A 1021-nucleotide genomic window follows, 5' to 3' on the forward strand; every position below is an offset into this window, starting at 1 on the left:
GTGCCGGTCTTTCGGTCTATGCCGAAAGCCGATCGAACGTCGGACAGGGTTTCTGCCGAGGGAATCTTGATGCGTCTCGCGACTACACGGTTTCCGGACAGCAGGAGGAGGCGGGCGGTCACGCAGTCCGCCCAGGTCCAAACCCGCGTAGAAGCCGTTTCTTCCCGCTCCTTTGGGGAGGTGCGCAGTTCCGTCAGCAGTCTAGCGGCGGCTTCCCGGGCCGCTCGAGGTGGTAACGCATCCTTGCTCTTGTAGCTCTTAGCCACGTCGCCCAAACGGCGGGTAAAATCCCGCGTCTTGACGTACCAGCCGAGATCGCGGCCCCGCCGGATCAGAGTCAAACTGCGCTGCTCGGTATCAGCATAGATGTCCCGTCCAGTTGCCCCAGATCGGGCGGCCTCGAATGCCTTCTCTATGATGGTCTGGTCGATTTTGACCCGGATCTGAGCCACGACTTTCTCCCCACTCCCGGCGATTGGCACCACATTGGCACCACGGATCTGCCGAAAAAGAAAGGGGAGGAGGGCTCAAGGAAGAAAAAAGTGGGGTAATTCCCGTGAAAAAAGGTTAAAAATCGCTGAGCGGCCGCCGCAACCCCTTAGACGCTAGGCATCATAATCCTGGGGTCGGGGGTTCGAGTCCCTCTCCCGCTACCAAATCCAGCGTAACCCCTTGATTTCCCAGACTTGGCCGATCGATGACTTGGCCGATCGATGTTTCGCCATGCAAGGCGTTCTTCAGGAGACTTGACGCTCCCTCGTTGTGAGCGGCGCTCCCCAGCCGAAAGCAAGCAACGTTGATCGGCGCGTGCGTGATCGCATTTGCGTCCATCCTTTGCCGCAGCAGGTTTGCAGTTATCGTTCCGGCAGAGCCGTGAGCTCTCGGGGCGGCTCGATGCGCCAGAACGGATATGCCGCCAGTTCTTTCGATTGCTGCCCGAACATATCGACCCGTCTGCTGGTAAACTCCGTAATGACGCCGAAAAATTCAGTTGGTGACCTGATCGTCGCAAGTCTCAGGC

Annotated in this window: 1 protein-coding gene; it reads right to left on the reverse strand. The window is 58.8% G+C overall.

Annotated features, from left to right (window positions below; translation table 11 throughout):
- Positions 1 to 452: hypothetical protein (locus tag AC1D00_RS42655; protein WP_477014854.1), on the reverse strand; the 452-nt coding region annotated here is incomplete at its 3' end.
- Positions 453 to 1021 lie beyond the last annotated feature (569 nt).

The organism is Bradyrhizobium sp. P2_E8 (genome assembly GCF_056403875.1).